This is a genomic window from Actinomadura darangshiensis (assembly GCF_004349235.1).
GTDB lineage: Bacteria > Actinomycetota > Actinomycetes > Streptosporangiales > Streptosporangiaceae > Spirillospora > Spirillospora darangshiensis.
Map to the genome: position 1 here is coordinate 1 of NZ_SMKY01000111.1, position 25,865 is coordinate 25,865.

Consider the following 25,865-nt stretch of genomic DNA (forward strand, 5'->3'; position numbering starts at 1 on the left):
CTTGACGTTCATGTTCGGGTGGTCGAGGCAGCCGGCGATCGCGGGCGCGGCCCAGTCCGCACCGGCCTCGGCCAGCGCGAGGACCGCCTGCCGGACGGTCTGCGCATCGCCGGCGGCCGTGAGCGGGACCAGGCTCGCCGACAGGGCCCGCGCGTCCCCGCCGTCCAGGGCGAGGATCGCGATCGCCCGCGCCCTGACATGCCGGTCCCGGTCCCGCAGCAGCCGGTGCACGCGCGCCCTCGCCCGGCGGTACGGGGCCCGGCGCAGGACGTCCAGCAGCGCCGCCCGCTCGGCCGGCCCGAGCCCCGGACGTTCCAGCAGGCCGAGGACCATGTCCGCGACCAGGGCGTTCCCCGCCTCCGCCGCGTCGGCGGCGTCCAGCAGGCAGCGCGGCCGGAGGGCACCGCGCCGCAGCAGCCTGCCGCCCAGTTCGGCGACGGCCGCGACGATCTCGTCCGGGACGGGCTCGCCGCCCTCCGACGCGACACGGAGCAGCAGGTCGGCGATGGCGGGGAGGGTCGTCGCGTCACCGTTCGCGGCCAGCCTGCGGAGGGCGGCGCCCGGTTCGCCGGGGTCCGGGTTCGCGCGGAGCACCGCGAGTTCCCGCCCGTCGGGCCCGCCGAGGTCGTCCGCGATCCGCCGGGGCAGGTCGCGGGGATCGAGACGCTCCAAGACCGTCCGCCGCAGGCCGGCGTCGCCGCCGAGGTGCCAGAGGATCTCCAGGGCGCGATGCCGGAACGGCCTGAGGTGCGGGACGACATCGCCGCCGGCCAGGCCCAGCCCATCGCGCAGGACCGCGGCCGTCCGGGTGCCGCCCACGGCTTCGAGGGCGCCGAGCGCCTCCCGGGGTGAGCGGGGCAGCAGTTCCAGGACGGTCTCCTCCGCCGCCGCGTGCCGGAGCCGGCGGATCGCCCGCAGATGCGGCGCGGGGTCGTCGGCGACGCTCGCCAGGCCGGTGATGGCGTCGCCGATCCCGAGGTCCGGGGCGCCCTGCTCGTCGAGCGCGACCAGCAGGTCCAGGCGGCGCGGCAGGTTCCCGTCCCCGGCCGTCAGCTCCTTCAGCGCCTCGTGCCTGCGGGGATAGAGGATCACGGCGAGGTCCCCGGCGGGGACGCCGTGGTCGGCGAGGGCGAGGCCGACGATGGCCGGGACGTCCCGCCCGGCCGGGAAGTGGCCGCGCCGGTGCAGGCCGGCGAGGCAGGTGACGGCGGGGCCCGCGAGCAGCAGCGGATCCCGGGCGGCGGTGGTGACGATCTCGCCCACGTCCTCGCGGGTCGCGAGATCACCGAGAAGCTCCAGGCAGCGCCGCCGCAGCGCGGGCTCGCGCCGGGGATCGGCGGCGAGGCCGGCGAGGAGATCGCGATGGCCGTGCCGGGCGGCGACCTCGATCGCGACGCCGGCGGGCCCGGCCTCCAGGAGGCGGCGCATCCGCCCGTGCGGGAGCGGGTCGAGCACCGCCCACGGAGCGGCGAGTTCGCCCAGCGCGTCCGGGACGTCGCGGGCGAGCCCTTCGACGATCGTCCGCGCGGCGGCGGCGGGAAGCAGGCCCGCCCGCAGCGCCTCCCGGGTGATCCGGAACGCCTCGGCCCGGAGCACGCCGTCGGGGCGCCCCGCGAGGTGGCGGGCGAGCTCTTCCGGGTCGTCCACGCCGAGCGCGCTGATGCGGCGCACCGCCTGGTAGAGCGATTCCCCTGCGGGCTCCTCCAGGGCCGCGGCCGGACGGCCGGCGATCCGGGCCCGCAGCCGCTCGACGCGGACGGGGGCCGGCGAGTCCGGGGGCGGCGCGGCGGGCATGGAGCCGATCCTAGGCATCGGCGAGGATGGAGGGATGGACGAGGTACCTGAGGACTGGGAGCGGGCGCTCGCGATCGTGGCGCACCCCGACGACCTGGAGTACGGGACGTCGGCGGCCGTCGCCAAGTGGACGGGCCAGGGCAAGGCCGTGACGGAGGTGCTCGCCACCCGCGGCGAGGCGGGCATCGACTCGATGGACCCGGACGAGGTCCGCCGGATCCGCAGCGCCGAGCAGATCGAGGCGGCGCGGATCGTCGGCGTCGACACCGTCGAGTTCCTCGACCAGCCGGACGGCATGCTGGAGTACGGGCTGCCGCTGCGGCGCGCCCTCGCCGCCGCGATCCGGTGGCACCGGCCCGAGGTGGTGCTGTCGGTGAACTTCCGGGAGACCTTCCCCGGCGGCGGCTTCAACATGGCCGACCACCGGGTGCTCGGCCTCGCCGTCGCGGACGCGATCCGGGACGCGGCCAACCGGTGGGTGTTCCGCGACCTCGACCTCGTACCGTGGCAGGGCGTCCGGTTCGCGCTGTTCGGCGGATCTCCGCAGGCCACGCACTACGTGGACGTCACCGGGCACCTGCGCGCAGGCGTCGACTCGCTGCGTGCGCACCGCGTGTACTTCTCCAACCTCGGCGCCGGGTTCGACGCGGAGGCGTTCCTCACCGGCATGGCCGAGACCGGCGGGCGGGCCGCCGGCGTCGAGCACGCGATGACGTTCGAGATGATCGGTTAGCGGCGGGCGTTCGGCCGCTTGCCCTTGTTGTGCTTGCTGCGCTTGCGGGCACGGCGTTTGCGCGTCTTCTTCGACATGTCCCGATTGACCACCCGCGGGGCGTCCGTGGCAAGGGCCCGGCCGCGCGCAGGCGGCAAAAACCCGCCCGGCCGCACGTCCGAAACGGCGTGCGGCCCGGCGGGTGAAATTCAGGGTCAGCGCACCTCGGTGATCTCGGGGCCGCGCTCGAAGGGGTCGAAGGTCTGCACGCCTTCTTCGTCCTCCTCGTCGCCGCCCTCGCTGAACTCCTTGGGGATCTGCAGCTCCAGCAGGTCGCGGGGCGGCATCGGGGCGTCGCCGCGGTGCACGACCACGCCGCGCAGCACGTCCTCGAGGACCTGCCACTGCTCCTCGTCCTCGATCGCGGCGCCCTGCACCACGGCCTGCAGGAACCAGCGGGGGCCGTCCACGCCGAGGAAACGGATGATCTGCGGCGCCCAGCCCTGCTCGACGAACTCGGCCGGGATCTGCTCGCGGACCTCCTTCGGCATGTCCGCGAGGACCTCCTCGGTCAGCGCCGCGGGGACCATCGCCAGCAGCTCGGCGCCGAACGGGCCCTCGCCCTCCTGGGTCTGGCCCTGCGCCTCCTCCTGGATGTCCTTGGCGGTCTCACGGCGCACGTCGTCCCAGATGCCGCTGCGCTTCGGCGCGGCGAACACCTGGAGCTGCATGGCGCTCTCCTCGTACTGCACCAGCACGGCGACGGGGCGCCCGTCGAGCGGGTTGCCCTCCTCGTCCACCTGGGTCGCCTCGAAGTTCACCTGGAAGCCCAGCCCCGGCGCGACCGGCACCTGGAGGGATCCGAAATCAAGCCGCTGCAGCTCGGGGAAGGAGTCCTCGGAGTCCCACGGGCCGCCGTCGGCCGGCTCCGCCTCGGCGGCGGGAGCCTCTTCCTCGGCGGTCTCCGCCGGCTCCTCGGTCACCTCGGCGCCCTGCGCGGGCTCCTCGGCCTGCCGGCGACGTCCAAAAGCCACGACTCACACTCCTTCTCGACTGTGCTCATTGTTGCCCAAATCAGGCGCCGAACCGAATCCGCCGGTGGAGCCGAGGCCGTCGGCCCCCCGCGCGGATCCCGGAAGGTCGGTGACCTCGTGGAACACCGCCTGCTCGACCCGCTGCACGACCATCTGCGCAATGCGGTCTCCGCGCCGCAGCTTCACCGTGGCGCGGGGGTCGGTGTTCAGCAGGGTCACTTTGATCTCACCCCGATAGCCGGCGTCGACCGTACCGGGAGCGTTGACTATGGTCACTCCCAACCTAGCGCCCAATCCGGACCTCGGGTGAATGAAAGCGGCGTAGCCGTCCGGCAGCGCGATCGCCATTCCGGTGGGGACGACGGCGCGCTCCCCCGGCGGCAGTTCGACGTCGGCCGCCGCGACGAGATCGGCGCCCGCGTCGCCCGGATGGGCGTACCGCGGCAGGGGCAGCTCCGAATCGAGCCGCCGGATCAGCACATCGACCTTGCTCACGGGTTCCACCTCACGCGCGTAACCTGCCGGAAAACCACACGACCCTACCCAGGGGACCGTGTCCGGCCGGGGCCGAAACGCCGCCGCGCGAGTCCGGCAGTTGACCCTACCCGTTTCCGGAAGTGACCACTTCCGCTCCGGCCGCGGCCCTGACGTGCGCGTGGAACCGGCCGGAGGCGGCGGACGTCGGTTGTGGGAGAGTCGTCATGGAGGAGGGCTCGTGATCTGGTCGCTGGTGGTCGCCGCGTTGCTGCGGGGATTCGCCGTGGCCGAGTGGGCGGGGGCGGCTTCCGGGCAGCCGGTGCTGGTGGCACTCGGCACGTTCACCGTCGCGGGGCTGCTGGTGCTGGCCGCCGTGCGCGTCCGCGGGCGGCGCGGTCATCGGGCAGCGCCGGCGCGGGTGCGGGTCACCCTGCGGGAGCGGACGCTGCGCACCGCCTTCCTGCCTCAGCGGGATCCCGACGCAGCCGGACGGCCTCGTCCGAGGGCGCCCGGAACGGGGAGCGCGGCCGCCTGAGCGCGGCCGAGACGCCATCGATCTCCCTCGTTCCGGAAGGTTCTCCCATGTTCGATGTTCCTGTTTCGATCGCCGCCGCCCTGGTCGGCGGGCTGGCGGACGTCCTGCAGCCGGTCGCCGGCGGCCTGGCCACCGCGCTGGCGATCATGCTCTTCACGGCGGCGGTGCGGGTGGTGCTCGTCCCGCTGGCGGTGTCGGCGGCCAAGGGCGAGCGGACGCGGGCGCGTCTGCTGCCCAAGGTCCAGGCATTGCAGAAGAGGCACGCGAAGAATCCGCAGCGGCTCCAGCGGGAGATGGCCGCGCTGTACGAGAAGGAAGGCGCGACGCCGCTCAGCGGATGCCTGCCGATGTTCGCGCAGGTGCCGTTCTTCATGGTGATGTACCGGCTGTTCGTGTCGGCGACGGTGGCCGGCCACCAGAACCTGCTGCTCGCGCACACGCTGCTGGCGGCGCCGCTGGGGCAGAACTGGATCGGCGTCCTCGGCGGGGGGCTGCTCTCGCCCGCCTCGCTGGTCTTCCTCGGTTTGTTCGTCCTGCTCGGGGCAGTGGCCGTGTGGACGTCGCGGCGGGTTACCGCCGAGGGGTCGATGGGTCTGGTCGCGCGGATCATGCCGTTCGGGACGGTCGCCGTGGCGGCGTTCGTGCCGCTCGCGGCGGGGTTGTACCTGCTGACGTCGGGGGCGTGGACGGCCGCGGAGCGGGCCGTGCTGCGCCGCCGGATCGTGGCGGCGGCCTGATCGCCCTTGACGAATGTCCGGAAGGGTCGGTTCGATAGAAACCGAACGACATTCTGGACCAAGGGCGGTGCGCGGTGACGGCGACAGTGCGGGAGACCGGTGGGCTCAGCGTCTCGGACCTGGCCTTCTGGTCGCTGCCCCCGGAACGGCGGCTGGCCGAGTTCGCCGCGCTCCGGGAGCGGGAGCATCCGGCGTTCTTCCAGGAGCTGAAGCTGCCCTTCGTGAAGCAGGGGCCCGGCTTCTACGCGCTGGCCAGGCACGCCGACGTCGTCGAGGCCAGCCGCACGCCGCAGGTCTTCAGCAGCGAGCCGTGCTCGAACAGCATCGCCGACCTGCCGCAGTACCTGGCCCGCTACTTCGGGTCGATGATCAACATGGACGACCCGCGGCACGCGAAGATCCGCAAGATCGTGTCGCGGGCGTTCACCCCGCGCATCCTCGCGAAGATGGAGACCGATCTCCAGGCCGCCGCGACCCGGATCGTGGACGACCTGGTCGCGAAGGGCTCGGCGGACTTCGTCAGCGACGTCGCGGCCCGCCTCCCCCTCCAGGTCATCTGCGACATGATGGGCATCCCGGAGCACGTGCGTCCGATGGTGTACGAGCGGACGAACATCATCCTGGGCCTCGGCGACCCCGAGTACAGCGGCGGCAAGGACTACACCCGCGACGGCATCACGCGGCTCGGTGCGCTGTACGGGCTCCTCAAGGTGATGGTCGCCGGGTACGAGCTGAACCACCTGGCGATGAAGCTCGCCCGGCGGCGGCGCCGGTACCCAGGCGACGACCTGGTCTCCGCGCTGATCTCGGCCGAGGTGGACGGGGAGCGGCTGACCGACCAGGAGATCGGCTCGTTCTTCATCCTGCTCGTGGTGGCCGGGAACGAGACGACGCGGAACGCGATGTCGCACGGCCTCAAGCTGTTCACCGACAACCCGGAGCAGCGCGCCCTGCTGCTGGAGGACTTCGACGCGCGCATGCCGGGCGCCGTGGAGGAGATCGTCCGGCTGGCGACGCCCGTCATCCAGTTCCGCCGGACGCTGACGCGGGACCACGAGATGAACGGCCACCAGTACAGGGAGGGCGACAAGGTCCTGCTCTTCTACAACTCCGCCAACCGGGACGGGTCGGTCTTCCCTGACCCCGACGCGTTCGACATCACCCGCTCCCCCAACCCGCACGTCGGGTTCGGGGGGCCCGGCCCGCACTTCTGCCTCGGCGCGAACCTGGCCCGGCGGGAGATCACGGTGATGTTCCGCGAGCTGTTCACGCGCGTGCCGGACATCCGGGCCACCGGGGAGCCCGACCGGCTTTTCTCCAGCTTCATCAACGGCATCAAGCACCTGCCCTGCGCGCTCTGACGCTCAGCCGGACGCCTTGGGGCCGACGGTCCGCGCGGCGGGCGAGACGGCGAGATAGTCCAGGGCGCGCTGCGTCGAGCACTCGCGGGACGGGTGGTAGTCGCGCCGCAGGTACGCGCGGGCGGCGGCGAGCATGAACCGGTTGCCGGGGAACAGCCCGCGCCGCACCGCCCGCCGGTAGTCGCGGATCCGCGGCCGCACGCCCGTCAGCGTCGGGTCGGCCCGGCACAGGAACGCGGCCCCTGCGTACACCGTCAGCGGCAGCGCGAGGACGCCGATGAAGAACGCGATGAACCGCCGCCAGTACACCCCGGACACGTGCTCGTACACGTCGAACGCGACGGAGCGGTGCTCGACCTCCTCGGCGCCGTGCCAGCGCAGCAGGTCCATCATCGTCGGGTCGGCGCCGGCCTCGTCCAGCGCGCGGGCGTCCAGGATCCACTGGCCGAGCACCGCCGTGTAGTGCTCGATCCCGGCGATGACGCCGATCCGGACGACCAGCCAGCGTTTCCGCGAGATCAGCGGCAGCGGGGGCCGGTCGCCGAGGATCCGCTTGAACAGCCACTCGATCCGGTCGGTCAGCGGGCGCGGGTCCAGGCCCTGGCCGCGCATCTGCCGGTCGAGGACGCCCTGGTGGGAGTAGGCGTGCACGGCCTCCTGGCCCATGAAGCCCTTGACCTCCCGGAAGAGGCGCTCGTCGTCCTCGACGAGCGGCAGCGCCTGCTTGTAGACGTGCACGAACCACCGTTCGCCGGCGGGCAGCAGCAGGTGCAGCACGTTGATGAAGTGCGTGGCGACCGGCTCGCCCGGGATCCAGTGCAGCGGCGTGTCCGCCCAGTCGAACTTCACCCGGCGCGGGGTGATGACGGGGTGCCGCTCGTCGATCTCGCTCATCTCCGCCCCCACAATTGGACTTGGGATCCAATATGTTGAAAGGGCAAGGGCCCGGTCAAGAGGAGACCGGGCCCCGCGGGCGTGATCTAGGTCGCAGGGGCGAGGACGACGTCGACGGTGAGGGCGGCGGGGGCGTCCTCCAGCGTGAGGTCGGCGATCCGGCCCGCGGCGGCCAGGTCCGGCCGGGCGATGCGGGTCACCTCCGCGCCGCGGACGACCGCGCGGGACACGTCGGCGCGCATCGACGCCTTCGCCTCCGACTTGGCCTTGCGGACCTGCCGGAGCGCCTCCCCCGTCGCCGCGAGGACGGCGGGGTCGCCGCCGTGCGGCAGCTCGGCGGCGACCGGCCAGGACGCCGCGTGCACCGAGCCGCGCCGCCACCACGACCAGACCTCCTCGGTCACGAACGGCAGGACGGGCGCGAACAGGCGCAGCAGCACCGACAGCGCCGTGCGCAGCGCGGCCCGCGCCGACTGCGCCTGCGGGCCGTCCCCGTAGGCGCGGGCCTTGACCAGCTCCAGGTAGTCGTCGCAGAACTCCCAGAAGAACCGCTCCGTGCGCTCCAGTGCGCGCGCGTAGTCGTAGCCCTCGAACGCGTCGGTCGCCTCTCCGACGACACCGGACAGTGCCGCCAGCATCGCCCGGTCCAGCGGCTCGGTGACCAGCGCGGTTGCCGGGGGGTGAGGGGGGTCGTCCCCCCGCAAGCGGACCAAGGCGCCGGCATCGACCTCGCCCAGCCCGAGCACGAACTTGGACGCGTTAAGGATCTTGATGGCGAGGCGGCGGCCGACCTTGATCTGGCCGGTGTCGAACGCGGTGTCGGTGCCGGGGCGCCCGCTCGCCGACCAGTAGCGGACGGCGTCGGAGCCGTACTCGCGCAGCAGGTCGATCGGCGTGACCACGTTCCCCTTCGACTTCGACATCTTCTTGCGGTCGGGGTCGAGGATCCAGCCGGACAGCGCGGTGCCCTTCCACGGCAGCGAGCCGTGCTCCAGATGCGCGCGGACGACCGTGGAGAACAGCCACGTCCGGATGATGTCGTGCGCCTGCGGCCGCAGGTCGTAGGGGAAGACGCGGCCGAACAGGTCGGCGTCGCGCTCCCAGCCGCCCGCGATCTGCGGGGTCAGCGAGGACGTCGCCCAGGTGTCCATCACGTCGGGGTCGCCGGCGAAGCCGCCCGGCTTGCCGCGCCGGTCCTCGGTGTAGCCGGGCGGGACGTCGGACGACGGGTCGACGGGCAGCGCGTCCTCGGCCGGGACGATCGGCTCGTCGTGCACCGGCTCGCCGGAGTCGTCCAGCCGGTACCAGACGGGGATCGGCACGCCGAAGAACCGCTGCCGGGAGATCAGCCAGTCGCCGTTCAGCCCCTCGACCCAGTTCTCGTAGCGGGCCCGCATGTAGCCGGGGTGCCATTCCAGCTCGCGTCCCCGCGCCAGCAGCTCCGCGCGGACGCCCTCGTCGCGGCCGCCGTTGCGGATGTACCACTGCCGGGTCGTGACGATCTCCAGGGGCTTGCTGCCCTTCTCGTAGAACTTCACCGGCCGGCTGATCTTGCGGGGCTCGCCGTCGAGGTCGCCGGAGTCGCGCAGCAGCTCGACGACGCGCTCCTTGGCGGAGAAGACGGTCTTGCCCGCCAATTCGGCGTACGGTTCCGCGGCGACGCCCGCGGGCGGGTCGGCGGCGAGGCGGCCGTCCCAGTCGATGATCGCGCGGGTGGGCAGGTTCAGCTCGCGCCACCAGGTGACGTCCGTGATGTCGCCGAACGTGCAGATCATCGCGATGCCCGAGCCCTTGTCGGGTTCGGCCAGCCGGTGCGCGACGACCGGGACCCGGGCGCCGAACAGGGGTGTGCGGACGGTCGTCCCGAACAGCTCCTGGTACCGCTCGTCGTCGGGGTGCGCGACCAGTGCGACGCACGCGGGCAGCAGCTCCGGGCGTGTCGTCTCGATGTAGACCGGGCGCTCGTCGCCGTGGAAGCGGATCCGGTGGAACGCGCCGGGGTGCTCCCGGTCCTCCAGCTCGGCCTGCGCGACGGCCGTGCGGAACGTGACGTCCCACAGCGTCGGCGCCTCGGACACGTAGGCCTCGCCGCGCGCCAGGTTGCGCAGGAAGGCGCGCTGGGACGCCCTCCGGGAGACGTCTCCGATGGTCGTGTAGAGGTGGTTCCAGTCGACCGACAGCCCGACCTGGCGCCACATTTCCTCGAACGCCTTCTCGTCGACCTCGGTAAGGCGTTCGCACAGCTCGATGAAGTTCCGCCGCGACACCGGCTGCTGCCTTTTCGGGTCCGGCTTGGCCGGCGGCTCGAAGGCGGGGTCGTACGGAAGCGACGGATCGCACCGGACGCCGAAATGGTTCTGCACGCGGCGCTCGGTCGGCAGCCCGTTATCGTCCCAGCCCATCGGGTAGAAGACCGCCCGACCGCGCATGCGGTGGAACCGCGCGACGGTGTCGGTATGGGTGTAGGAGAAGACGTGGCCGACGTGGAGGGAGCCGCTCACGGTGGGCGGCGGCGTGTCGATCGAATAGACGTCGCCGCGCGGCCTGGTGCGGTCGAACCGGTAGACGCCCTCGTCCTCCCAGGCGCGTGCCCACTTGTCCTCCAGGCCGTCCAGGGAGGGCTTCGGAGGGACGTTCGGAGTACGCGGCTGCTCTGTCATGAGCCAATGGTATTGACAACGCGGCGATCACCTCCACCGCCGGGGGCGGGCCGTTCCGGTAGCGTCGGAAGCGACAGGACGAGTGGAGGACCAACATGGCGGACAAGGGCGACATCGGCTGGCGAGTGATGGCCGGCGCGGCCGCATTCGCGGGCGGCTTCGTCGCGAAGAAAGTGATCACGCTGGCCTGGAAGAAGAGCACCGGCAAGGAGCCGCCGACCAACCCCGAGTCCCCGGACGTCGCGCTGACCGAGGCGCTCGGGTGGGCCGTGGTGATGGGGGTCGGCATGGAGATCGCGCGCCTGCTCGCCACCCGTGCCGCCGCCCGCCAGTGGGCCAAGGGCACCGGTGAACTCCCGTCCCACTTCAAGACGGACGCCTGACGCGGAGGCCGGCTAGGTCGGGAGGCCGCGGGTGTCGTCGCCGGGAAGCTCCGGCGGGGCGCCGGCGGCCTCGCGCAGGTCGCCCCGGACCTTGGCCGCCAGGCCCTTGGTCGCGGACCGGTTGAGCGCCGCGCCCGCCGCCGCGCCGGTGAGGAACGGGCCCATGGTGCCGAGGCTGCGGCCGAACGTACGGAGCATGCGCTTGCGCAGCGCGGACTTCGCGGCCGTCCCGAGGGCACTGGTGAGGGAGCCGGTCTCCAGGGGGTTGACACCGCGCTGCCGGGCCCAGGACGTGACGAAGGCGGCCCCGCGGGCCGTGCCGGTGCCCTGCACGCGGACGCCGTACGCCTCGTGCAGCTCGGCGATCATCTTGACCTCGATGGCCGCGACGACGAGCGTCTCGGCGGCGAGCTGCGCGGGCGCCGACAGCAGCAGCGGGGGCGCGGCGAACTCCACGGCGGCGAGCGCACCTCCCGCGGCACCGACGGCGGTCGTGGCGTTCCCGGCGTTCTTGACGAGCCGGTCGGCGAGCTCTTCCCCCATCAGCCCGTGGTAGTGCGCCTGCAGCGTCGGCAGGTCGCGGATCGTGATGTGCGGCGCGGCCTCGACCAGCAGGTCGGCCAGCCAGCGGCCGCGCCCGATGCCCGCGGCCCCCACCTTGCGGGCGCTCTGGCCGAGCAGCTTGGCCAGTCGCCCGAGGAGGCGGCCGCGGGTCTCGCGGTCCATGTCCTCGTCGGCGGTGAGCCGGCCGATCAGCTCACCGAGCTCCGTGGAGCCGTCGCCGTGCGCCGGCTCCACCTGGTCACCTCGTCGTTCGATCTCTCCCGGCACCTGGCGGCCACTCCCGGTCAGGCGGCGCATTCGCGGCAGATCGGCCGGCCGTTCTTCTCGGTGGCCAGCTGGCTGCGGTGGTGCACCAGGAAGCAGCGCGTGCAGGTGAACTCGTCGGCCTGCCGAGGAACCACCCGGAAGGTGAGCTCCTCGTTCGACAGGTCGGCGCCGGGCAGCTCGGCGACCTCACCGGCGTCCAGGTCCTCGTCGATGATGCTGGCGGCCTTGTCGGCCCGCCGGGCCTGGAGCTCCTGGAGGCTGTCCTCGCTCAGGTCGTCGTCTGTCTTCCGTGGGCTGTCGTAGTCGGTCGCCATCTTCTATCTCCATCCCCCTCAGTGCTTTATGCGCCCCGTCGCGCGGATCTAACGCTCGGGGGACCGTTCTTGTGCCCGATCCGGGCGGGAAATTCTGTCACGGTTGGTGACCTGCGACACACGAGGCGCGACCGTTCCCACGAGTGACACCCATCACCCGGATCTCTCCTCGCCCTGTGTCTTCCGTCACATACCCGGCGAAATGCCACGGCCCGGTTCCAAGGCCGGGGCACCTGCCGGGGTCACCGCGGCGGCGGGGAGCATATCGGTCCCGGGGGCGTTGTGCGCACCGACCGGCCGGTCACTGCGCGACGGCCTGATCCGGTTCGCCGGACACCGAACCATACGCACCGGTGAAACGTCTGAAGTAACGCGATATCGTGCCCGCCTGAGATTGGGGGGCGGGCCCCCTGCGGGGGGCAGGCCGGCGATCGCCGGCACGCGGTCCCCCGGGGGCTGGGTCCGGCGCACAATGTCGCTGACATCACTGCGGGTCACTGGAGGGTCAGATGCCGGATGCCGCTCCGCTGGAGCCGGGCGATCCTAGGGCACTGGGACAGTACGAGGTCATAGGACGGCTGGGCGCCGGGGGCCAGGGCGCCGTCTTCCTGGGCAAGGCGCCTAACGGCGGCTACGTCGCCGTCAAGCTGCTGCACGCCCAGATGGCCAACGATCCGGCCGCGCGTGCCCGGTTCACCCGCGAGGTGGCGGCGGCGCAGAAGGTCGAGCCCTTCTGCACCGCCCGCGTGCTGGAGGCCGACGTCCAGGGCGACCAGCCGTACGTCGTCAGCGAGTTCATCGACGGGCCCTCCCTGCACGACGTGGTCGCGCACGACGGGCCGCGCGGCGCCGCGGAGCTGGAGCGCCTCGCGATCGGCACGGTGACCGCGCTCGCGGCCATCCACGAGGCCGGCATCGTGCACCGCGACTTCAAGCCGAACAACGTCATGCTGGCCTCGGACGGCCCGCGCGTCGTCGACTTCGGCATCGCGCGGACGGTCAACTCGCAGGAGAGCGCGGTCACCGCGACCGGCATGGTGGTCGGCACGCCCGGCTACCTCGCCCCCGAGCAGCTGACCGGCGCGCCGCTGACCCCGGCCGTGGACATCTTCGCCTGGGGCGCGACGATGGTGTTCGCCGCGACCGGCCAGTCGCCGTTCGAGGCCGAGACGCTGCCCGTCATCATCAACCGGATCCTCAACGAGGACCCCGACCTGTCCGCGCTGCCCGCCGGTCCGCTGCGCGACCTGGTCGGGCGCTGCCTGTCCAAGGACGCGGGCCTGCGCCCGCCGGCGCCGCAGCTGCTGCTGAACCTGCTCGGGCACGTCGGCGCCGCGCCGGCCGGCCAGGGCGGCGGGCAGGAGGACCTGCTCAACCAGGGCACCCGGATCGCCTCGCAGCTGCCGCCGCCGCCCCCGGTGCCGCAGGCGCCGCGGCCCCAGCCGCAGCAGCAGCCGATCACACCGCCGCCGATGCCGCTGCACCAGGGCGGCATGGGCGGCCCCGGGATGGGCGGCGGGCTGGGCGGCCCCACCACGCCGCCGCCACAGCCGATCACGCCGCCGCCGATGCCGATGTACCAGGGCGGGGGGATGCCGCCCCCGCCGCAGCCGCGGGCGCCGATGCAGCAGCCCGTCCCGCCGGGGCCGGGGTACGGGCCGCCGAAGCGGTCCAGCTCCGCCGGGCCGATCATCGCGATCGGGTGCGGCGCGCTGGCGCTCATCGTCGTCCTGGTGGTCGCGGTGATCGTCATCGCCGCCGCCAACAGCGACGACGACCCGGACCCGTACCCCACGTACTCGGCGCCGACGAACACCTACACGCCGAGCGACCGGCCGACGACGTCGGCGACGGGCGGCCTGCTCGGCACCTTCTCCGGTGACGGGAACCAGCCCGGCGCCGGGACCGGCCACGACAAGTTCAAGGCGAAGTTCTCGCTGCTCTACACGAGCGGCGTCGCGACGTACACCTACCCGTCCGACGCGCAGGAGACCTGCTACACGCGGCTCCGGCTGGTGTCCGAGGACGGCGGCAAGTACCAGTACCGGGAGACCCCGATGTCGGGGATGGACCCGAAGGAGTGCGCCTCCGGTTACGTCAGCTTCACCCCGTCCTCGGGCGGCACCACGCTGCGGTGGGAGTGGAGCGGCACGCAGGACGACCCGACGCCGTCCGCCTACGGGACCGTGTCCAAGTCATGACGGATGTCGCCCCCCTCCGCGAGGGCGACCCGTCCCACCTGGGCACGTACCGGCTGACCGGCCTCCTCGGCGAGGGCGGTCAGGGCGCCGTCTACCTCGGGGAGGACGAGCCCGGCCACCGGGTCGCCGTGAAGCTGCTGCACGCACGCTTCAGCGGCGACCCGAAGGCCAGGTCGCGGTTCGCGGCCGAGGTCGCCGTCGCCAAGCGGGTGTCGGCGTTCTGCACGGCCCGCGTCCTGGACTCCGACGTCGAGGGCGACCGCCCGTACATCGTCAGCGAGTACATCGAGGGGCCGCCGCTGTCGCAGGTGCTGTCGGCCGAGGGCCCGCGGCGCGGCGCCGGCCTGGACCGGCTGGCGATCGGGACGATGACGGCGCTCGCCGCGATCCACCAGGCGGGGGTCGTGCACCGCGACTTCAAGCCCGCCAACGTGCTGCTCGCGCCGGACGGCCCGCGGGTGATCGACTTCGGCATCGCCCGCGCGCTGGACGCCACCGGGACCATGTCGAGCACGGCCGTCGGGACGCCCGCCTACATGGCCCCGGAGCAGATCTCCGGGGCCGTGGTCGGGCCCGCCGCCGACGTGTGGGCGTGGGGCGCCACGATGACCTACGCGGCCGCGGGCCGGCCCGCCTTCGGGCAGGACTCGATCCCGGCCGTCATGCACCGCATCCTCAACCTGGCCCCGGACCTCGGCGGCCTGGCCGAGCCGCTGCGCGCGATCGTGGCGAACTGCCTCAGCAAGGACCCGGCGCTTCGTCCCGCGTCGCAGCAGGTCCTCGCGCATCTGCTGGAGCTGGCCGGGAGCCTGCCGCAGCCGGGCGCCCCGCAGGCCGGCGGCGACGCCGTCATGCTGACGCAGGGCGTCCAGACGGCGGCCAGCGGGTCCGTGCGCCTGCGCGCCCTCCAGACGCCGCCTCCGTTCCATCCGGGGCCGCAGACGCCGCCCATGCCCGGCCTCCCCCAGCCGGGCGGGAACGCGGCGGGGACGAATCCGCCCGGCGCGGTGTGGCCCTCCCCCGGCCCGCCGCCGGGCGGGAACGGGCCGACGACATGGCCGTCCGGTCCAGGGGCCGATCTCCCCCGGCCACCGGGCAAGGGACGCGGGCGCGGCCTCGGCGTCCTCACCGCCGCCGGCGCCGCGGCACTGGCCGCCCTGACCCTGGTGGGCGGTTCGGCGGTGGTCTGGCTGAACCGCGGCGGCGAACCCGGTGCGAAGAAGACGAACGCCGGCCAGACCGGCGGGACGCTCGGCATGGAGATGCCGACACCGATCTCCACCAGCGGCACGATCGACCCCTCGTCCGCTTACGGCGGTACCGGGCGGTTCCTCACCAAGCAGCTGTTCACCGGCCTGACCGAGGTCGGCGCGCACGGGGCGCCGCACAACCGCCTCGCCACCGCGATCCAGCCGGACGCGGAATGCCGGCAGTGGACCATCAAGATCCAGGGCGGGACGGCCTTCAGCGACGGCGAGCCGGTCGACGCCGAGTCGTTCGTGCGCGGATGGTCGCGCAGCGCGGCGACCGAGGAGGGCGGGGGCCCGTACCTGATGAACGACATCGAGGGCTTCGCCCCGGTGTCCAAGGCCGGGTCCGGGACCATGTCCGGCCTCAAGGTGGTGTCCGGCACCGCCTTCGTCGTCCGCCTCACCCAGCCCAACTGCGACTTCGGGGCCCGGCTCTCCGAGCCCGCGTTCATGCCCGTCCCCAAGGCGGCGGGGACGGCGGACAACACGAGCTACAACCTCCACCCCGTCGGCAACGGGCCCTTCAGGCTGGAGGAGTACCGGACGAAGACGAAGGTCTCGCTCGTCCGCAACGACACCTGGGCGTTCGGCAAGACGAAGCTCGACGGCGTCGACGTCATCCTCGGCAGCGACCCCGCCAAGGGGCGGGCCGCGTACGAGGCGGGCGAGGTCGACTGGTACCAGGTGGGCGCCGACGGCCTCTCCACGGCTCCGTCGACCGGGCTCGTCTCCGGCGTCACGCCGTTCACCAGGATGCTCGTCCCGATCATCGCCCGCGGGCCGATGAAGACGAAGGAGGCCAGGGAGGCGGTCTCCTACGCCATCGACCGCGGCAGGCTCAGCACGGCGCTGAAGAGCGTGTACAAGCCCGCCTACGGCATCGTCCCGCCGACGATCGCGGGCTTCGAGCAGCCGGGCGCCTGCCCGTCCTGCGGCAGCCCCGACCAGCAGCGGGCGAGGTCGCTCGCCGGCACCGGCGGGCTCAAAGCGGGCACGACCGTCCCCCTGTACTACCGGCAGACGACCGTGGACCGCACTCTGGCCGAGCTGGTCAAGCAGCAGCTGGAGGGGGTGCTCGACGTGCGGGTCGAGATGAAGCCGAGCCCGGCGGCCGACTTCGTCCGGTACCGCAAACTCGTCATCGACAAGGGGGCGTCAGGGCTGGCGTTCCTGCCCTACGGCCCCGACTACCCCAGCGCCTACTCCATGCTGTGGCCGCTGCTGGGCGGCGAGCTCGCGGCGGCCGAGTCCAACGACTTCTACAACCTGTCCGGCTGGAAGAACGACCGCTTCGACGGGCTGATCTCCAACGCCCTCGCCACCGCCTCGTCCGAGAGCCGCACCGGTCTGTTCAAGCAGGCGGAGAAGCTCGCGCTGGACGACATGGCGCTGATCCCGCTCCTCAACGACGGCGGCGCCGCCGTCCTGCGGCCGGGCAAGTACACCGGGCTGGGGCTGGACCGCGACGGCGACCCGACCGTGGCCACCGCCACGGTCAAGTAGGCGGCGGTCACCTAGGCGGCGGTTCCCGCCCGGCGGGTCAGCCGGGCGGGATCCGGACGGTGACGATCAGGCCGCCGCCCGGCCGGGGCACCGCGTACACGGCGCCGCGGTGCGCCAGCACCACCGAGCGGACGATCGACAGGCCGAGGCCCGCGCCCTTGGACGACTCGACGCGGTCGGCGTTCAGCCGCCGGAACGGCTCGAACAGCCGCTCCACCTCGTAGGCCGGGACGGCGGGCCCGGTGTTCTCCACCTGGACGGTGGCGTAGCCCTCCAGCATGCCGGTCCGGATCCACAGCTCGCCGCCGTCCTCCCGGTTGTGCTTGATCGCGTTCTCGACGAGGTTGGACACCAGGTGCTCCAGCAGCACCGGGTCGCCGAGCGCCGTCCCGGGCGTCAGCTCGGGCTGGACGGCGACCTCGTAGTCGTGGTCGCGGCGGGCCGAGTGCTCCAGCACCGTCGTCGCCACCTCGGCCAGGTCGACGGGGGTGCGGGCGGTCAGCTCCCGCTCGCTGCGGGCCAGCAGCAGCAGGCCCTCGATGAGCCGCTCGTGCCGGGCGTTGGTGGCCAGCAGCGTCCGGCCGACGGCGCGCAGGTCGTCCGACACCTCGGGGTCGCCGAGCGCCACCTCCAGCAGCGTGCGGTTGATGGCGAGCGGGGTGCGCAGCTCGTGCGAGGCGTTCGCGACGAACCGGCGCTGGGAGTCGAACGCCTGCCCGAGCCGCTCCAGCATCGCGTCGAAGGTGTCGGCCAGCTCCTTGATCTCGTCGTCCGGGCCCTCCAGCGCGATCCGCTCGTGCAGCGTGCTCTCCGAGAGCCGGCGCGCGGTGGTGGTGACCCGCTGCAGCGGGCTGAGCGCCCGGTCGGCGACGAACCAGCCGAGCACGAGGGTGATGACGCCGACCCCGCCGAGCGCGAGCAGCGACCGCCCGACCAGCTGCTTCATCGTCTGCTCGACGAACTGGCGCTGCAGCTCGGCCGCCTCCGCGTCGGAGATGCCGAACCCGATGACCTTGACGTTGCCGAGGATGTTGGCCATCAGCACCGACATCACGAACAGCAGCAGCGCGCCCGCCATGAAGAACAGCAGCCCGTAGAGGAGGGTGAGGCGCAGCCGCACGCTCATCCGGCCGGGCAGGGCCTTCATGTCCGGGATCGGCCCGCCGCCCTCGGCGCGCCACATGCCCGCCGCGCCCGGGTACGGCTGCGGGACCTGCTGCGGGCCGGGCCGCCGCCACCGGCCGCCGCGGCGGGCCCCGCCGTCGCCGCCGTCGCCGGGGACGGCCGTCGGCTGGGTGGCCTGCGGGCCGCTCTCCCAGGCGGCGTCCGCACGGGTGCCGCCGGCGGCCGGCCCCTGCGCGGCCGCCTGCGCGCCCGTGTCGTCCGGGCGGTGCCGGGGCGCGGATTCGCCGGTCACAGCCGGTACCCCACGCCGGGCACGGTCTCGATCACCGGCGGGTCGCCGAGCTTCTTGCGCAGCGTCATCATCGTCACCCGGACGACGTTGGTGAACGGGTCGATGTGCTCGTCCCACGCCTTCTCCAGCAGGTGCTCGGAGCTGACGACGGCGCCGTCCGCGCTGAGCAGCACCTCCAGCACCGCGAACTCCTTGCGGGTCAGCTCGACCGGGCGGCCGTCCCGCGCGACCTCGCGGCGGGCCGGGTCGAGGGTGATCCCGGCGCGCTCCAGGACGGGCGGCAGCGGCGCGGCGGCGCGCCGCCCGAGGGCCCGCACCCGGGCGATCAGCTCGGCGAACGCGAACGGCTTGGCCAGGTAGTCGTCGGCGCCGATGGACAGCCCCTCGACCCGGTCGTCCAGCTCGCCCGCCGCGGTCAGCATGATGATCCGCGCCGGGTAGCGCTGCGCGACGAGCTGCTTGCACACGTCGTCGCCGTGGACCTTCGGCAGGTCGCGGTCGAGCACGATCACGTCGTACTCGTTGACGCCGGCCCGCTCCAGCGCGCCGGCGCCGTCGTAGGCCACGTCCACCGCCAGCGTCTCCCTGCGCAGGCCGGTGGCGATCGCGTCGGCGAGCACACGCTCGTCCTCGACGACTAGAACACGCACAGGTCCCCCTCCTCGCCGGGGCACGGCCGGCCCCGGGCCGCCGAACATGCCCGCTTCAGATATGCCACGAGCGCCGTAAGACGCCCGTAAGCAGCTGTTCCATCCGCCGTCCCCCACACCGGGATCTCGCGGACGCAAGAATCCGCGAAAATTGCATCGGCGGACAGGTTTATCTTCAGCCTAGGCCTGGGTAGGCATGGGCAGGATCCGGGAGGAGGCCCATGGGCGAGTTGTCACGCATGATCCACCAGCGGCTCGACGACGCGTACGCGTCGCTGCGGAGCGCCCACGCGGACGGCGACACCTACCTGGCGGACATCCGTCAGGAGGAGATCGACGACCTGCGCCGGATCGCAGCGAACAACGACATCGGCGTCGAAGCACCCCGCTGCGACTGACCCCGCCACAGCGCGAGGCGTGACCCCAACGGGGAGCCCGGGACCCGTCCCGTCCCGGGCTCCCCGTTTCACGTCCGCCCCCGGCCGCCTCAGTCCCGCGCCGGGTCGAGCGGGGCCAGCAGCGCGTGCAGGGCCTCGAACGTGCCCGGCCCGGCGGCGATGGCCAGCTCCGGGCCCGGCGCCGCCCCGTGCAGCCCCTCGACGCGGCCGCCCGCCTCCTGGACGATCAGGCCGCCGGCGGCGATGTCCCACGCGTGGACGCCGCGCTCGTAGTAGGCGTCGGCCCGTCCCGCCGCGAGCGAGCACAGGTCCACGCAGCACGAGCCGCCCCGGCGGATGTCGCGGACGTTCGGCAGCACCCCGGTGAGGACCTCGGCCTGCCGGGCGCGCCGCCCCGCCTCGTACCCGAACCCGGTGCTCACGAGCGCCTTGCCGAGCGGCACGTGCGCGTTGATGCGCAGCCGGCGCGTCCCGGACGCGGTGTGCTGGAGGGCGCCGCCGCCGCGCACCGCCGTGTACGACTCGCCGCGCCGCGGTATCTCGATCGCGCCGGCGACGGCCTCGCCGTCCACCTCGGCGGCGATGCTGACCGCCCAGTCGGGCAGGTCGTAGAGGTAGTTGACGGTCCCGTCGATCGGGTCGACCACCCAGCGGACGCCGCTGGACCCGGCGCGGCCGCCGCTCTCCTCGCCGAGGAAGCCGTCGTCCGGCCGGGCCGCCCGGATCCGCTCGATGATCAGCTGTTCGGCGGCGCGGTCCATCTGGGTGACGACGTCGGTCGGGGACGACTTGGTCTGCACGACGTCCGGGCCGTCCGCCGGGCGCTTGTCGACCAGCATGCGGCCGGCCTCGCGGGCGGTCGCGGCGGCCAGTTCCAGCAGCTCGTCGGCCAGGCTCATGGCTTCTCCCCCAGAAGCTCGCGCGGCAGGGCCGCGAAACGCGGGTCGGTTCCGGGCGTCGCGGCCCGCGCGAACGCCAGCCCGAGTTCGGCGGCCCGGCCCGCGGCCTCCACATCGAGGTCGTACTTGACCTCCATGTGGTCGGAGACGAACCCGATCGGCACGACCGCGACGGCGCCGACGCCCTCGCCGTGCAGCTTCTCCAGATGGTCGGTGATCTGCGGCTCCAGCCACGGCTGGCTCGGCGGCCCGCTCCGGCTCTGGTAGACGAGATCCCAGGGCGCGCCGGGGGCGGCCTTCCGTGCGACCGTCTCTGCGGCCTTCTCCAGCTCCGCGACGTACAGCTCACGGTTGGGTTGGGACAGGGGCACGCTGTGCGCGGTGAAGACCAGCCTCGCGCCTTCTGGGAGGCGGCTGAGGGCATCCTTGGCAGCGTCCACGAACGGTTCGACGAACCCGGGTCTGTCGCAGTAGACGGGGAGCTTGTCGATCTCAGGGGCGTCCGGGACCTCGTCCCGCGCGCGCGCAATGTCGTTGAGGTACTGGTCGTTCGCGGAGTACCCGCTGTAGGCGGACGTGACGAACGCGGCCGCGCGCCTGATCCCGTCCTCCTTCATCTGCCGGACGGTGTCGGCGAGGTACGGAGTCCAGTTCCGGTTGCCCCAGTACACCGGCAGGTCCACGCCGTGGGCCGCGAAGTCGGATTCGATGGCCGACTTGAGGTCCCGGCAGAGCCGATTGATAGGGCTCACCCCACCGAACAGGTAGTAGTGCTCCCCTACCTTCTCCAGGCGCTCCCTGGGGATGTTGCGGCCGCGGGTGACGTTCTCCAGGAACGGGATCACGTCCTCGGGCCCTTCTGGCCCCCCGAAGGACAGCAGAAGCAACGCGTCGTAGGACGTCATGCTCCCATCCAACCAGCCGATGTGCCGTGCCCCTGTCAGGGGTCGATCAGCGGTAACGCGTGGCGTACGCCTTGGCCAGGTTGAGGACCTTCTGGACGTACCAGTCGGCGTGGTTGTAATGCCACACCGCCCTGTAGAGCTGCTTGCCGCCCTTCCCGGCGCCGTTGGCGCACAGGTACTTGGCCGCCCCCGGGATGGCGTCGTAGGGGTTCATGATGTCGGCCTTGCCGTCGCGGTCGCCGTCCACCCCGTACGCCTTCCACGTCGAGGGCAGGAACTGCATGGGGCCGAGCGCGCCCGCGCTGGAGCGGCCGGCGTTGCGCCCGTGGTCGCTCTCGACCTGGCCGATGGCGGCGAGGACCGTCCAGGACAGGCCCTGGCAGCTGGTGGCGGCCTGCTTGTACAGGTCCAGGTAGCTGCCGGGGCGGTTCCCGTCGGCGGGCGTCTGGTACTTGCTCTCGTGCAGGTTCAGCACGCTCGTGCCGTGGCCGAGGACCTTGGAGACGGCCTTGACCACCGTGGCGGGGCTGACGCCCGGCGCGTTGACCAGGACCGCCACGTTCGGGACGAGCCCCATCGCGCCGCCGGACTTCGTGCTGACGAGCATGTCGATGCCGGGCAGGCCGAGCGGGCCCGAGCCGCCCATCGTCAGCTTCGGCATCGTCCGCGCCACCACCGGGTACTGGTAGCCGCGGGTGAGCTGGAGCTGCTCGGCGGCGGCCGGCGACACCACGAACCGGTTCCCGGCCAGCGCCTCCCACAGCTCGGTCTTCTTCGCGGTCCCGGGCGGAGTCCAGGAGCGGAACACCGACGGGTCGACGGCGAACGCGTTCACCTGGCGGCCCTGGAGCTGGACGGCGCCGCCCGCGACCGCCGTCACGTCCTTCACCCGGCCGAGCTTCGCGATCTGCCTGATCTTCGCGGCGGGGATCGACGCGGTGCCGACCGCGAGGACGTCCGGCGGGACGACCCGGCGCAGCGGCGCGACCTGGCCGCCATTGGCGACGTTGACCGGGTCGCCGGGCGCCACGCTCGGCGGCGCCGCCTCCTGCGGCCCGCCGGACCCGGCCGGTCCCGCCTTGTCCGTGGTCAGGGCCGCGTAGACGCCGCCGGACGTGCTGGCGACGGCGAGCACCGCGATGCCGCCGATGAGCAGCGGCAGCGCCCTGCCGCCCCGCCGGGTCCGCGCGTCGTTCCCGCGCGGATTCCGCTTCTTCTTCTCGGGCCGCGGCCTCGGCGGGCGGACGGCGGCCGCTTCGCCATCGCCGGCCGCGCCGGTGCGCGGTGCTGAAGGAGGAGCCACAACAATTCCCAACGCCTGTCGCTACGGACGGTTACCTCGGCCGTGGTCACCGGATCGTACGTTATCGCCGGTTCCGTGCCCCGTGGCGGGCGACCGAAAAACATGAACTTTCCTCATAATCGATTCCTGAGTAGAGTCACCACATGTCCCCCGTGACCAACCGGCAGTGGCAGAACTGGGCGGGAAACCAGCAGGCCACCCCGCACCGCATCGCCACGCCGCGCACCGCCGACGACGTCGCCGCGGCGGTCGGGTCGGCCGCGGACGGCGGCCGCACGGTCCGCATGATCGGCACCGGGCACTCCTTCACCGGCGCGGCCGTCGCCGAAGGCGTCCTGCTCCGTCCCGACGCGCTCACCGCGGTCCGCTCGGTCGACACCGCGACGGGGCTCGTCACCGTCGAGGCGGGCCTCCCGCTCCACGCGTTCAACCGGGTCCTGGACGAGCACGACCTCGCGCTGGCCAACATGGGCGACATCCAGGAGCAGACCGTCGCGGGCGCGCTGCAGACCGCCACGCACGGCACCGGGCGCGACGCCGCCGGGCTCGTCTCCCAGGTCGCCGCGCTGGAACTCGTCCTCGCCGACGGCACGACCGTCACCTGCTCGCGCGACGAGCGCCCCGACCTGTTCGACGCCGCCCGCGCCGGACTCGGCGCACTCGGCATCGTCACGGCCGTCACCTGGCGGACCGTCCCCGCGTTCCTCCTGCGGGCGCAGGAGGAGCCGATGAAATGGGACGAGGTGCTCGCGCGCGTCGACGAGTTCGACGCCGCCAACGAGCACTTCGAGTTCTACTGGTTCCCGCACACCGAGGGCTGCCTGACCAAGCGCAACAACCGCGTCGAGGGCCCCGCGGAGCCGCTGCCCAAGTTCAAGCACTGGCTGGACGACGAGTTCCTGTCCAACACGGTCTTCGGCCTCGTCAACAAGGTCACGCACCTCGCGCCCGCGACGGCGCCCTTCGTGAACGGCATCTCCGCCAAGGCACTCGGCGCCCGCACCTACAGCGACACGTCCTACAAGGTCTTCACCAGCCCGCGGACGGTCCGCTTCAAAGAGCAGGAGTACGCGATCCCGCGCGAGGAGCTCGTCCCGGCGCTGCGCGAGCTCCGCTCCCTGTTCGCCAAGCGGGACTGGCGGATCAGCTTCCCCATCGAGGTCCGGCTGCTTCCCGAGGAGGACGCCTGGCTGTCGATGGCGCACGGGCGGCGGAGCGCCTTCATCGCCGTGCACGTCTACCACCGCGACGCCCACGAGGACTATTTCCGCGGCGTCGAGGAACTCCTGACCGCGCTCGGCGGACGCCCCCACTGGGGCAAGCTCCACACCCGCGACGCCGCCTACCTGGAGAAGGTGTACCCGCGGTTCGGCGACTTCCGCGCCCTGCGCGACGAACTCGACCCGGACCGCCGCTTCGCCAACCCCTACACCCGGCAGGTCTTCGGCGACTGAGCTAGTCCGCCGGCGTGTTCCCGCCGTCCTGCTGACCGGTGGCGCCCTCGCCGCCCTCCTGCGGGCCGCCGGTCGGCGCCGGCGTGTCCGGAGACGGCGGCTCCTCGGTCGTCGGCGGGGCCGTGGGCTCCCGGGTGGGCTGCTCGGTCGGCTCCGTCGTCGGCTCCGGCGGCGGGGTGCTCGTCCCCGTGGACGGGGTGTCCCCGGTCGGCGGGTCGCTCGGCGTGGCGCCGGGCTCGGTGGGCGTCTGCGAGGGGTTCTGCGACGGCGTGCCGTCCGGCTGCCCGCCACCGTTGCCGCCGAGCACCTTGGTGACGGTCAGGCCCTTGTCGCCGCCGCTGCCGATCGGCTGCCCGGTCGTCGCCTCGACGATCGTGATCCCGCCGATGACGACGGCGAACACCGCCGCCGACGACACGACCAGCTTCACCCAGTGCGCCTTGGCCCACGCGACCGTGCTCTGCCACGCCGACCGCCGGACGGCCTCGCGCACCGCGTCCGCACCGGCCTCCTGGGCGAACCCGGCGGCGACGGTCTCCGCGGGGTCCAGGCGCGTGGCGTTCGGATCACCGCCGGGGTCGAGCCGGGTGGCGTTCGGGTCGCCGCCGGACGGCGGGTCGAACCGGGTGGCGTTCGGGTCACCGGACCACACGGCCGTCCGGGTCGGGTCGGCGCTCGTCGCCTCCGCCGCGGCGGCGCCGGCCGCGTCCCGCCGCCGGACCGCCGACTGCAGCTGCGTCCGCTCCCTGATCTGGTCGCGGCCCTGGTCGAGATAGTGCTTGCCGACCGCCGACCCGGCCGTCGAGATCACGCTCATCAGCGCGGCGCCGATGATCGTCCCGTACACCCCCAGGTAGGACGCCCCGAAGGCGGCGACCGCCGTCGCCACCGCGCTCGCGATCAGCTGCGTCGTGCTCACATCCGGCAGCTTGCGCCGCATGCCCCGGCTCACCCCTATTCATCACCGCCCGCCACCGGCCGTCCGGCGGGCTCCGCTCGGTCCCCCGAGATTGAACTGATCGGGAGCATCCGGGTGTTCCTGCCCAAGACGTGACTCTCGCAACGTCAAGTCCGCCGGGCCGGTTGCGGCCTCTCAGGCACGGTGTGGAAAAGGATGCACAAGAATCGGGAAGGGCGACCCCCGGCCGGTCTCGACACCGGCAAGCTTGGGCAGGTGCCCCCTTCTACCTCGTGAAGGGGGCTTCGAGAGCGGCGATGTTCGGACATGCCGGGTACGGTGCTGGCAGCAGGTGTGTCCGAAAGAGAGACTCGGGAACCCGGGGGAAGGGCACGCATGCGCCCTCGGTGGGCATCGGACGGCCGACCGGTGAGAGCACGGTCGGTGCGGTCCGGCGTCCTCCGTGCCATATGGACAGGGCAGGAAGGACACGCATGCAGGAGCTGCGCCTCGTCGCGGTCAGCGAGGACGGTACGTACCTCGTCCTGGCCACCGCGGGCCGAGGCACCCGGTTCACCCTGCCCGTCGACGACCGGCTCCGCGCAGCCGTCCGTGGGCACTTCTCCCGCCTCGGCCAGTTCGAGATCGAAGTGGAGAGTCCCTTGCGCCCCAAGGAGATCCAGGCCCGCATCCGGTCCGGGGAGACCGCGGAGGAGATCGCCGAGTCGGCGGGTATCCCGGTCGAACGCGTCCGCTGGTTCGAGGGTCCGGTCCTGCAGGAACGCGAATACATGGCCCAGCAGGCGCAGCGCGTCGCCGTCCGCCGGCCCGGCGAGTCCACCCCGGGCCCGCCGCTCGGCGAGACCGTCGAGGAACGCCTCGGCCGCGGCGGCGTCGACCTGGAGGAGTCCGAGTGGGACTCCTGGAAGTGCGAGGACAACACCTGGCGCGTCCGGCTGTCCTTCTTCGAGGCCGGCCGCCCGCACGCCGCCGAGTGGACGTTCGACCCGCGCCGCCGGCATGTCTCCCCGCTGGACGAGATCGCCGCCCGCCTCACCGCCGTCGAGTGGGACGAGGACGCCCTCTCCGACACGGTCACGCCGCTCGTCCCGCGGCGTCCGGCGATGAAGGTCGTCTCCAGCGACCGCGACGTGACCGCCCGCGGCATCCCCGCCGAGCCCGAGCAGACCGGTGCCCCCGAGTCCCTCCGCGCCGCCGAGCCCCGCGAGTACGTCGTCGAACGCGCCCGCATGGC

At 73.0% G+C, this 25,865-nt stretch carries 24 protein-coding genes; 10 read left to right on the top strand and 14 right to left on the bottom strand.

The window, feature by feature from the left end; all coding sequences use genetic code 11:
- Nucleotides 1-1,794, bottom strand: a 1,794-nt coding sequence (locus tag E1293_RS23270; RefSeq protein ID WP_207939034.1) for a hypothetical protein, incomplete at its 3' end; no start/stop codon positions are given.
- 34 nt (nt 1,795-1,828) lie between these two features.
- On the opposite strand from E1293_RS23270, the gene E1293_RS23275 reads away from it, so the two are divergent.
- Nucleotides 1,829-2,527 (top strand): PIG-L deacetylase family protein, encoded by a 699-nt coding sequence (locus E1293_RS23275; protein WP_132199579.1) that lies wholly within the window; start codon nt 1,829-1,831, stop codon nt 2,525-2,527.
- Here the strand turns inward: E1293_RS23275 and E1293_RS50755 are convergent.
- The 3 genes from E1293_RS50755 to dut form a co-directional block, all read right to left on the bottom strand.
- On the bottom strand, nt 2,524-2,619 hold the full coding sequence (locus E1293_RS50755) for a 50S ribosomal protein L37 (protein WP_371939383.1): 96 nt from the start codon (nt 2,617-2,619) through the stop codon (nt 2,524-2,526). The two genes, E1293_RS23275 and E1293_RS50755, sit on opposite strands and share 4 nt — an antisense overlap.
- Nucleotides 2,620-2,721: 102 nt before the next feature.
- A complete protein-coding gene (locus E1293_RS23280) occupies nt 2,722-3,540 on the bottom strand; it encodes a DUF3710 domain-containing protein (RefSeq protein ID WP_132199580.1) in 819 nt (272 codons plus the stop codon).
- A 3-nt stretch (nt 3,541-3,543) separates the two neighbouring features.
- On the bottom strand, nt 3,544-4,035 hold the full coding sequence (gene dut, locus E1293_RS23285; protein WP_165978362.1) for a dUTP diphosphatase: 492 nt from the start codon (nt 4,033-4,035) through the stop codon (nt 3,544-3,546).
- Between the two features lie 220 nt (nt 4,036-4,255).
- On the opposite strand from dut, the gene E1293_RS23290 reads away from it, so the two are divergent.
- From E1293_RS23290 to E1293_RS23300, 3 genes are all read left to right on the top strand, one after another.
- A complete protein-coding gene (locus tag E1293_RS23290; protein ID WP_207939035.1) occupies nt 4,256-4,552 on the top strand; it encodes a DUF6412 domain-containing protein in 297 nt (98 codons plus the stop codon).
- A 47-nt stretch (nt 4,553-4,599) separates the two neighbouring features.
- Nucleotides 4,600-5,289: a YidC/Oxa1 family membrane protein insertase gene (locus E1293_RS23295; RefSeq protein ID WP_132199583.1), complete on the top strand. Its 690-nt coding sequence runs from the start codon at nt 4,600-4,602 to the stop codon at nt 5,287-5,289.
- A 74-nt stretch (nt 5,290-5,363) separates the two neighbouring features.
- Entirely contained in the window at nt 5,364-6,650 is a 1,287-nt protein-coding gene (locus tag E1293_RS23300) for a cytochrome P450 (protein WP_132199584.1), read from the top strand.
- Between the two features lie 3 nt (nt 6,651-6,653).
- Here the strand turns inward: E1293_RS23300 and E1293_RS23305 are convergent, their stop codons facing one another.
- Nucleotides 6,654-7,544: a metal-dependent hydrolase gene (locus tag E1293_RS23305; RefSeq protein ID WP_132199585.1), complete on the bottom strand. Its 891-nt coding sequence runs from the start codon at nt 7,542-7,544 to the stop codon at nt 6,654-6,656.
- Nucleotides 7,545-7,630: 86 nt separating this feature from the next.
- Nucleotides 7,631-10,204 carry a valine--tRNA ligase gene (valS, locus tag E1293_RS23310; RefSeq protein WP_132199586.1) on the bottom strand — a complete coding sequence of 858 codons (2,574 nt, stop codon included), beginning with the start codon at nt 10,202-10,204 and terminating at the stop codon, nt 7,631-7,633.
- A gap of 95 nt (nt 10,205-10,299) precedes the next feature.
- On the opposite strand from valS, the gene E1293_RS23315 reads away from it, so the two are divergent.
- Nucleotides 10,300-10,587 (top strand): DUF4235 domain-containing protein, encoded by a 288-nt coding sequence (locus tag E1293_RS23315; protein ID WP_132199587.1) that lies wholly within the window; start codon nt 10,300-10,302, stop codon nt 10,585-10,587.
- A 12-nt stretch (nt 10,588-10,599) separates the two neighbouring features.
- Here the strand turns inward: E1293_RS23315 and E1293_RS23320 are convergent, their stop codons facing one another.
- Together E1293_RS23320 and E1293_RS23325 are read right to left on the bottom strand one after the other, a co-directional pair.
- Entirely contained in the window at nt 10,600-11,385 is a 786-nt protein-coding gene (locus E1293_RS23320; RefSeq protein ID WP_132199588.1) for a hypothetical protein, read from the bottom strand.
- A 50-nt stretch (nt 11,386-11,435) separates the two neighbouring features.
- On the bottom strand, nt 11,436-11,732 hold the full coding sequence (locus E1293_RS23325; protein ID WP_021593594.1) for a DUF4193 domain-containing protein: 297 nt from the start codon (nt 11,730-11,732) through the stop codon (nt 11,436-11,438).
- Between the two features lie 509 nt (nt 11,733-12,241).
- Here E1293_RS23325 and E1293_RS23330 point away from each other — a divergent pair.
- Both E1293_RS23330 and E1293_RS23335 read left to right on the top strand, forming a co-directional pair.
- Entirely contained in the window at nt 12,242-13,933 is a 1,692-nt protein-coding gene (locus tag E1293_RS23330; protein ID WP_132199589.1) for a serine/threonine protein kinase, read from the top strand.
- Entirely contained in the window at nt 13,930-16,686 is a 2,757-nt protein-coding gene (locus E1293_RS23335; protein WP_132199590.1) for an ABC transporter substrate-binding protein, read from the top strand. The genes E1293_RS23330 and E1293_RS23335 overlap by 4 nt, the downstream gene beginning before the upstream one ends.
- 37 nt (nt 16,687-16,723) lie before the next feature.
- On the opposite strand, the gene E1293_RS23340 is transcribed toward E1293_RS23335, so the two are convergent.
- Nucleotides 16,724-18,103: a sensor histidine kinase gene (locus tag E1293_RS23340; protein ID WP_243716430.1), complete on the bottom strand. Its 1,380-nt coding sequence runs from the start codon at nt 18,101-18,103 to the stop codon at nt 16,724-16,726.
- Complete coding sequence (locus tag E1293_RS23345) at nt 18,100-18,753, bottom strand: response regulator transcription factor (protein WP_024935038.1); 654 nt, start codon at nt 18,751-18,753, stop codon at nt 18,100-18,102. The genes E1293_RS23340 and E1293_RS23345 overlap by 4 nt, the downstream gene beginning before the upstream one ends.
- A gap of 221 nt (nt 18,754-18,974) precedes the next feature.
- Between E1293_RS23345 and E1293_RS47620 the strand changes: the two genes are divergently transcribed.
- A complete protein-coding gene (locus E1293_RS47620) occupies nt 18,975-19,151 on the top strand; it encodes a hypothetical protein (RefSeq protein ID WP_165978363.1) in 177 nt (58 codons plus the stop codon).
- Between the two features lie 89 nt (nt 19,152-19,240).
- On the opposite strand, the gene E1293_RS23350 is transcribed toward E1293_RS47620, so the two are convergent.
- Genes E1293_RS23350 through E1293_RS23360 form a run of 3 tightly spaced genes read right to left on the bottom strand, consistent with a single transcriptional unit; the run spans nt 19,241 to nt 22,258 of the window.
- A complete protein-coding gene (locus E1293_RS23350) occupies nt 19,241-20,050 on the bottom strand; it encodes an inositol monophosphatase family protein (protein ID WP_132199591.1) in 810 nt (269 codons plus the stop codon).
- A complete protein-coding gene (locus E1293_RS23355) occupies nt 20,047-20,955 on the bottom strand; it encodes a ferrochelatase (RefSeq protein ID WP_132199592.1) in 909 nt (302 codons plus the stop codon). The genes E1293_RS23350 and E1293_RS23355 overlap by 4 nt, the downstream gene beginning before the upstream one ends.
- 46 nt (nt 20,956-21,001) lie before the next feature.
- Nucleotides 21,002-22,258, bottom strand: coding sequence for a lytic transglycosylase domain-containing protein (locus tag E1293_RS23360; RefSeq protein ID WP_165978364.1), 1,257 nt, complete (start codon nt 22,256-22,258; stop codon nt 21,002-21,004).
- Nucleotides 22,259-22,401: 143 nt separating this feature from the next.
- On the opposite strand from E1293_RS23360, the gene E1293_RS23365 reads away from it, so the two are divergent.
- Nucleotides 22,402-23,712, top strand: a complete 1,311-nt coding sequence (locus E1293_RS23365; protein ID WP_132199594.1) for a D-arabinono-1,4-lactone oxidase — start codon at nt 22,402-22,404, stop codon at nt 23,710-23,712.
- Between the two features lies 1 nt (nt 23,713).
- On the opposite strand, the gene E1293_RS23370 is transcribed toward E1293_RS23365, so the two are convergent.
- Nucleotides 23,714-24,631, bottom strand: coding sequence for a hypothetical protein (locus E1293_RS23370; protein ID WP_132199595.1), 918 nt, complete (start codon nt 24,629-24,631; stop codon nt 23,714-23,716).
- Between the two features lie 473 nt (nt 24,632-25,104).
- Here E1293_RS23370 and sepH point away from each other — a divergent pair.
- Nucleotides 25,105-25,865, top strand: a 761-nt coding sequence (gene sepH, locus E1293_RS23375) for a septation protein SepH (RefSeq protein ID WP_243716432.1), incomplete at its 3' end; no start/stop codon positions are given.

Excerpts from the sequence above, each read along its gene's own strand:
- E1293_RS23275 (WP_132199579.1), top strand. The coding sequence starts at position 1,829 with ATGGACGAGGTACCTGAGGACTGGGAGCGGGCGCTCGCGATCGTGGCG.
- E1293_RS23295 (WP_132199583.1), top strand. The coding sequence starts at position 4,600 with ATGTTCGATGTTCCTGTTTCGATCGCCGCCGCCCTGGTCGGCGGGCTG.
- E1293_RS23305 (WP_132199585.1), bottom strand. The coding sequence starts at position 7,544 with ATGAGCGAGATCGACGAGCGGCACCCCGTCATCACCCCGCGCCGGGTG.
- valS (WP_132199586.1), bottom strand. The coding sequence starts at position 10,204 with ATGACAGAGCAGCCGCGTACTCCGAACGTCCCTCCGAAGCCCTCCCTG.
- E1293_RS23315 (WP_132199587.1), top strand. The coding sequence starts at position 10,300 with ATGGCGGACAAGGGCGACATCGGCTGGCGAGTGATGGCCGGCGCGGCC.
- E1293_RS23325 (WP_021593594.1), bottom strand. The coding sequence starts at position 11,732 with ATGGCGACCGACTACGACAGCCCACGGAAGACAGACGACGACCTGAGC.
- E1293_RS23330 (WP_132199589.1), top strand. The coding sequence starts at position 12,242 with ATGCCGGATGCCGCTCCGCTGGAGCCGGGCGATCCTAGGGCACTGGGA.
- E1293_RS23335 (WP_132199590.1), top strand. The coding sequence starts at position 13,930 with ATGACGGATGTCGCCCCCCTCCGCGAGGGCGACCCGTCCCACCTGGGC.
- E1293_RS47620 (WP_165978363.1), top strand. The coding sequence starts at position 18,975 with ATGGGCGAGTTGTCACGCATGATCCACCAGCGGCTCGACGACGCGTAC.
- E1293_RS23350 (WP_132199591.1), bottom strand. The coding sequence starts at position 20,050 with ATGAGCCTGGCCGACGAGCTGCTGGAACTGGCCGCCGCGACCGCCCGC.
- E1293_RS23355 (WP_132199592.1), bottom strand. The coding sequence starts at position 20,955 with ATGACGTCCTACGACGCGTTGCTTCTGCTGTCCTTCGGGGGGCCAGAA.
- E1293_RS23365 (WP_132199594.1), top strand. The coding sequence starts at position 22,402 with ATGTCCCCCGTGACCAACCGGCAGTGGCAGAACTGGGCGGGAAACCAG.